Genomic DNA, 7,110 nt, shown 5'->3' on the forward strand with positions numbered 1-7,110 from the left:
TCGCCCTGATATAAGTCATCTTTTTAGCTAAGATTTAAGCTCTTATTTGAGGATTTTTGAGATGGTTTTCTTCAGTAATTTGCTTTTCGGTGCTTCGCAAAGTGAGCAATGATATTCAGCAGGTAATTCTTCAAAAGAGGTGTTTGCGGGAATATTCTGCTCCTGATCTCCATAAGTTGGATCATACATCGTCAGACAATCCGAGCATTGAAAAATCTCGGAATGGATGGTCTCTTTTGTGACAATTTGCTTTTTGGATTGCTCCTGCTTTTTCCCCAGCTGCTCAAAATACATCTTGCTCAGCTCAATCAATAGTCCCGGCAACTCCGCTTTGTCCACTTCCTGCACATAGACGATGTACTGCTGAGTATTTGGGTCAAAGTTTTTGGCGTAAAGCAAATTGTAAGTATTCCGAATTTTGACCCCCTCCAAACCTGCTGGAGGCTGATTCTTCTCGATAATAATGGAAGTGAAATAGTACGCTTTTCTCGTGTAATCAGTGATTCCAAAGGTCAAACCGTAGGTACTGATGTCTCTTTTGTCAAAGTTATCCACAAGATACTCCTTGAGTTTGAGCGCAGATTTATTGTTGACAGGAAGGTGCCAATTCAGCTCCAGCATGGAGTGACGCACATTGATTCCGTATCGACCAAGAAGCCTTTCCCACTCGATTTTTGTGTTCTCTGGAATTCCCTTGATGATGATTGATTTCCAAGGTGTGATGGAAATTTTACCGATTTTACTGTCTGCACAGAGATCGCAAAGCACTTTCAGGAACTCAGTGTAATACTTGTTATTTCTCCAATAAAGGCCCAGCCAATAGCGGTCATCACCCACGCGATTGATTCCCTCGTAGTATGGAAAAGGATAAAATGGGACTTCCAACGGAGTATCTACCGTTCGATTATTGGAGTCTACCGCATCATTCACCAACTCAAAAAGAAAGTCAACTGTCTCGGGTTCCTCCTGAAGTATATCTTCGATAGCCGAAGCCACCTTTGCCATTTCCCAACTGTAAATAAGCGCAGGATACATCATCGTCTCTTCCCATTCGGGCAAGCGGACGTAGAGATACCAGTAATCCTCGTGAGCCGAAGCGATGAAATTCAAGTGACCTGTGAAAAGAGGAACCAAGCGCTGCTTCGGATCTGTGATGTTGATTTTGAGGTTTGGCTGTACTCTAAATTGCTCCAAGATATATAGATACCGATCACCTGTTAGCCAGGGTGTATTTGGGAAAATGTCTGATGAAACATAAGAAGAGACGATATTTTCGGCACCCAATTCTTCTGGAGATACGAGTTGAAATTTATCCTGAGAATCAATTTCAAGGTTTCCGTCATCTTTGATAAAAAGAATATCTTGGCGAGAGCCCAAGGAAATTGTATCCAAGCCAGCGCTTTCTGCCAGTTCCAAGATCTGCTTCAATTCAGCGGGAGAGAGTACTCCGCCTTTCACCACTACTCTAGAATAGGTCTGTTTCATCTTGCTCGATTTCATGCCAGTACTTTTGATTGGTGAAGAATTTCTCTTACCTCCGTTTTACAACTTCCACATCCAAGTCCAGCGCCTGTCTGCTGACAAAGTGCAGTGAAATCGGAGCATCCACCTGCGATTGCTTCCTTGATATTCCCCTCGCCCACACGGCTACAGCTACAAACTAATTTGCCTATCACAGGCCGTGTTTCCGAAGAACCCATCAGCAAAGATTTTCGCTTTTCTGAAAGCTCAATTTTGTTTTCGATTAGGGATTTGAATTCCGCAAATTCATTTTTATCTCCCATCAGCACTGCCCCGATGAGCAAATCATCCTTGACGATACACTTTTTGTAATAGCGACGGCTGATGTCGGTGAAAATGATTTCCTCATAGGAATCGTCATTTTCAGGAATCAAAATATCACCTATGCTACATAGTTCCAGATCCTTAAATTTTAGAATATTCATCAGCACCGATCCGCTGTAAATACTACTCACGTCTCCGGCGATATAATTGGCCAAAACCATGGCCTGTTCCTCAGCAGCTGAAGTGATTCCGAAGAGTTGGTTTTGGAATTCTGCGATCTCGCCGATGGCAAAAATGTTTGGATAATTGGTCTGCAAATGCTGATTCACCTTGATTCCACGACCGCATAGTATGCCGTTATCCCGGGCAATCTTGATGTTCGGCTGCGTACCAATCGCGTACACTACGGCATTTGCGTAAATTATCTTCCCACTTTTCAGCGTGATGGAAAGCGACTTGTGTTCTTCATCATCGAAGACTGTACTGACCTCATTATCAAAATACACATGAATTCCCCGCTCCTGTACATCCAGAGAAAGCAGCTTACTCGAAACTTCATCCAACTGACGTTCCATCAATCTGGATGCCCGCTGTACTATAGTCACTTTCACCCGATTGTGCTGCAGAGCTGCTGCAAGTTCCAGCCCAAGCAATCCACCTCCGATAATCACCACGTGCTGATTTTCGGGGCGCAAATTCGTAGAATCTAAATAATCTTTAAATCGATCCGCATCGATTTTGTTTCTCATGGTAAATCGACCGGGCAAGTCCAATTGCGCATCTTTTGGGATGAAAGGCCGGCTTCCTGTCGCCAAAATCAGTTTGTCAAAAGGATATTCCTGGCCGTCATTATCGACGACAACTTGCTTCTCAGGGTCAATATGTTCTATAGAAAGTCCCGTGTGAAGACTTATTTTCAACTTCTTAAGCTCATGCTCTTTGATCTTCTGTAGCTGCTCCCAAGTCAACTCTTCGGTCACATATTCCGGCAAAAGCACTCGATTGTAAAATGGATGTGGCTCTTTGGAAAACACATGGATTTGATCGGACTCGTTGTGCTCGCGGTAGTTTTGAATAAAGCGGAAAGCTGCCGCTCCAGCGCCTACGACCACGATTTTCTCTGTGGCTTTCTTGTATTTGGAAACAGATACGGTGGTGAATTTGAAATCTGGTTCTTTGGATTGAGGATCGACAACCGTGTTTGTAAGGTTGTTTGCTCGATTGAGATCAGATTGCAATTGCTTGCCCCAGTGCATGGGCAGAAAAACCACGCCTTCTCGAATGTTTTTAGAAAGCTTTGCCTTCACTCTTACTACACCATTCTTGCTTTTCACTTCCACCACATCTCCGTCTTTCACCTTGTCTAGGTAAGCATCGATGGGATTGATTTCCAGCACCGGACTTGGGTAATGCGTGCGAAGTCGGGATACTTTTCCCGTCTTGGTCATCGTATGCCACTGATCCCTCACGCGTCCTGTGGTAAGAATTAGCGGATATTCCTTGCTCGTTTTTTCTGAGGTATTCGTAATCTGAGCTGGAATATTGAATACCGCCTTTTGAGTAGGCGTGTAGAATTTATTGTCTGCAAAAAGCCTTGGAGTTCCCGTATGTCTGTACTCCGGAACTGGCCACTGGAATGTTCCTTCGTTCTTCAGCCTATCGTAATTGAGGTAGGATATATCGATGTTCGTACCTTTCGTCATCGCACAATACTCCTCGTAGATCTCCTCCGTATTGTTGAAATTAAAACCTCGAAAACCCATTCTGCGAGCAAAATCACAAAGAATCTCCACGTCTGGTCTAGCTTCTCCAGGAGGATTGATGCCTTTGTTGAGATAAGAAATTCGTCGCTCCGAATTCGTCATCGTGCCTTCTTTCTCCAACCATCCAGCTGCGGGAAGAACCAAATCTGCGTATGCTACCGTGTCAGCTTTGTGAGAAATATCCTGAACGACCACGAACTTGGCATTTTTCATCGCCTTTTCGATCTTTTTGGAATTCGGCAAACTCACCATAGGATTGGTGCAAATGATCCAAACAGCTTTCATTTCCCCACTTTCAAGTGCGTCAAACATCTCAGTGGCTGATAATCCAGGTTCGGGAGAAATCTCATTTACACCCCAGAAATTTGCCACTTCCTGCCGATGAACTGGATTATTCAGGTCTTTGTGAACAGCGAGTAAACTCGCCATTCCACCAACTTCACGTCCGCCCATAGCATTTGGCTGGCCAGTCAGTGAGAAAGGACCATTACCAGGTTTTCCAATTCTGCCAGTCACTAGCGAAAGATTCAGCAGAGAAAAGTTCTTATCCGTACCGATGGCGCTTTGGTTCAGTCCCATCGCCCACATGCTGATAAATCCCTTCGATTCCCCGATGATTTCGGCAACTTTTTTAATGTCGTCAATCGAGATTCCGCAAAGACTGGACGCTTCCTTCAAGGAAGTTGCCATCACCTGCTTGCGGTAGCTAAGGTAGTTTTCTGTATGATTTGCTATGAATTCTTTGTCAGCCAACCCGATATCGATGATTCTCCTACCTATAGCATTGTACAAAATGATGTCTGTGCCGGGGATAATCTGCAGGTGGATGTCTGCGAATGTGGCCGAATCTGTTTTTCGAGGATCTACCACGATAATCTTCACATTCGGGTTTTTCTCCTTATGCTTTTCCAGTCTGCGAAAGAGAATCGGATGACACCAGGCAGGATTTGCGCCAGCGATCAAAAAAGCATCGGCCAACTCTATGTCTTCATAAGAAATAGGGACTGAATCTTCTCCAAAAGTCTTTTTGTAAGCCACCACCGCTGAACTCATGCACAAACGACTGTTTGTATCGATGTTATTTGTGCCTAAAAAGCCTTTCGTAAGCTTATTGGCGATGTAATATTCTTCTGTAAGGCATTGTCCAGAGATATAAAAACCTACACTGTTCGGGCCATATTTCTGGATCAAAGACTTGAAAACTCCCGCCGCCCTGTCTAATCCATCGTCCCAGCTCACCCGCTCACGAGGATGAGATCTGCTCCAGCGCATCTCGGGATAGAGAATTCTATCAGAAGTATCATTGACTACGTAGTGCAGATTCCGCCCCTTGGAGCAAAGCATGCCTTGGTTCACAGGATGATCCTGATCGCCCTCGACATGTACTTTGTTTTGAGAGTCCACCTCAGCTACTATTCCACAGCCAACGCCGCAGTAGGAACAAGTGGTTTTAACTTTTTTATCTGGGATCACTACTCTAGGGTTACAATTGGAAATAGGTTGAGCTGAAATGTAGCGAGTTATGTTATTTGCTCAAGAGGACGGAAGACCGAAGACGGGTGACCGAAGTGGCCTCAATTCTTGAGTTTATCAAATCCTATAATGCATTTGTCACCAATAGCATTTCTGTACTACAAACGGGAGCTATTTTGGGTATAGACAACAAGTTAATTATCTATTCGCACTAATTCAGGCTGTAATCTACCTAATTCCACTTCGGCTACTTTCTCATCTTCGGTACTGAATCGTATCGCCAAGGCAACCATTCCAGACATGACGATCAGACCGCCTATGACTAAGTAACCAGCGGATACTGCACTTGCCGCTGCCGCTGATTGTGCTGCCGCTGCTGCATCTGCTCCCAGTGTTTCACTTGCCATTAGTGCGGCTTTTTCGGCTACTGCTGACTTGGAACTTAAGAAAAGGGCTGCCAAGAATGCTCCGAAATTTCCCCCTGCTCCAACTATACCTGAGATAGATCCTATTGCCTTTCTATTGACAAAAGGAACAACAGAGAAGGTGGCTCCTTCTGCCATTTGCACTGTAAGACTGAATGCAACCAGCAGCACAAAACCTACTAACAATCCTGTTGCTAGAGAGAACAAGCTTAGCATTAATCCTTCCGCAATTAAGATAGCTGCCAAGAACCAAACACGGCCTTTAAGCCCTCTGGCTTTTCCAAATTTGTCTCCAAAATATCCACCAAGTGTACGGGCGAAAATGTTCATCAAAGCGAAAGAGAGCACGATATTCCCAGCAGTGATTCGTTCGAGTTGGAAAGTGTTTTGAAGGTAATCATCCATGGTACCATAGACTGTTAGTTCTATACCAAAACATGCTGCATACACCACAAAAAGCAACCAAACGCGATAGTCTTTCACGGCCTCCATAAAGCCAACTTTGTCTTTCTTGGTGCTAGGAACTTGCATTCCTCTTGCTTCTAATTCCTTGAAGTTGCCTTCTGGAGTATCTTTTGTGAAAAAGTAATACACCAAACCCATGGTGAAGCATGCTATACCCGCGATGACCATGGAATATCTCCAGGCATCTGCCTCCGCTACTCCTACCCCAATGACTATCGCTGCAATGATCGGCATACCCAATCTATTAGCACCGCCTCCGAGATTCCCCCAGCCAGCAGAAGTTGCATTTGCCGTTCCGACAATGTTGGAAGCAAACATCAGCGAAGTGTGAACCTGCGTGATAACGAATGAAGCTCCGATGAATCCAGTCAACAGACGGCATATATAAAACTGCATCGGAGTTTGAACAAGACCACTAAGTATTACAGGAATAGATCCAATGATCAGCAACCAGGTATAGCATAGTCTCGGGCCATACTTATCGCATAGTTTGCCGATAAGTAATCTGGCGAAAACTGTTCCCGCTACTGCAAGAACTGTTGCATTCCACTTTTGCGCGGGAGTAAGACCTAAGTCCCTCACTACGTCAGGCATGAATGGCACGATACCGAACCATGCGAAAAAGCAGATGAAGAATGCGATTGAAGTGATCCAGAACGTACGGATCGGGACAGATTTAAAATCTAAGAGATTAAGCTTAGTCGCTTTGTGTGTAAGTAGTGGCTCCATAATACTTATTTTTAAGTAGGATAAAAGTAAGTATAAATACGTAATTACAAAACGTAATACGTATTAAATTTAAGTAAAAAATAAAAAATCCATTTAGATTGGCTCTAAATGGATTGTTGACTACTTATAAAATTTAGTATGACTATTCGTAATGTTGCACGTAAGGATAAACAGAAGCTATAATTAGTCTATTGAATAGCTGTTCACCAAAATATCTTCTGTTGAGCTTGTAAACAAACTCATTGAGATAGTTTTGGAGGTGTTTTTCACTTACCATGTGATAGATCCCCAGAAGATTTTTCTTCAGATTACTGATGGCCACATGAACCCAGGGTAAGTTAGCTTTTGTGGAGTCCTTTGAAGATTTAATCTGAATATGACTTTCTACCATCTTTTCCAGGTTTATGTATGCGGGATTTTTGTCTGTGAACAGTACACTTTCTCGATCAATCGTCTTTTGAACAAATCTT

General features: G+C 43.7%; 4 protein-coding genes. All 4 read right to left on the minus strand.

What is annotated here, in order from left to right; all coding sequences use genetic code 11:
• Window positions 1-42: 42 nt before the first annotated feature.
• Window positions 43-1,485, minus strand: a complete 1,443-nt coding sequence (locus tag BM291_RS17200; protein WP_092899727.1) for a rubredoxin — start codon at window positions 1,483-1,485, stop codon at window positions 43-45.
• Between the two features lie 11 nt (window positions 1,486-1,496).
• On the minus strand, window positions 1,497-5,018 hold the full coding sequence (locus tag BM291_RS17205) for a molybdopterin-dependent oxidoreductase (RefSeq protein WP_092899729.1): 3,522 nt from the start codon (window positions 5,016-5,018) through the stop codon (window positions 1,497-1,499).
• Between the two features lie 197 nt (window positions 5,019-5,215).
• The gene (locus BM291_RS17210; RefSeq protein WP_092899703.1) at window positions 5,216-6,640 is read right to left on the minus strand and encodes an MFS transporter; all 1,425 of its coding nucleotides are present in this window, start codon (window positions 6,638-6,640) and stop codon (window positions 5,216-5,218) included.
• Between the two features lie 142 nt (window positions 6,641-6,782).
• The coding region (locus tag BM291_RS17215; RefSeq protein ID WP_139229128.1) for an IS1595 family transposase at window positions 6,783-7,110 on the minus strand (328 nt) is incomplete at its 5' end.

It is taken from the genome of Algoriphagus aquimarinus (assembly GCF_900112005.1).
GTDB classification, from domain to species: Bacteria; Bacteroidota; Bacteroidia; order Cytophagales; family Cyclobacteriaceae; genus Algoriphagus; species Algoriphagus aquimarinus.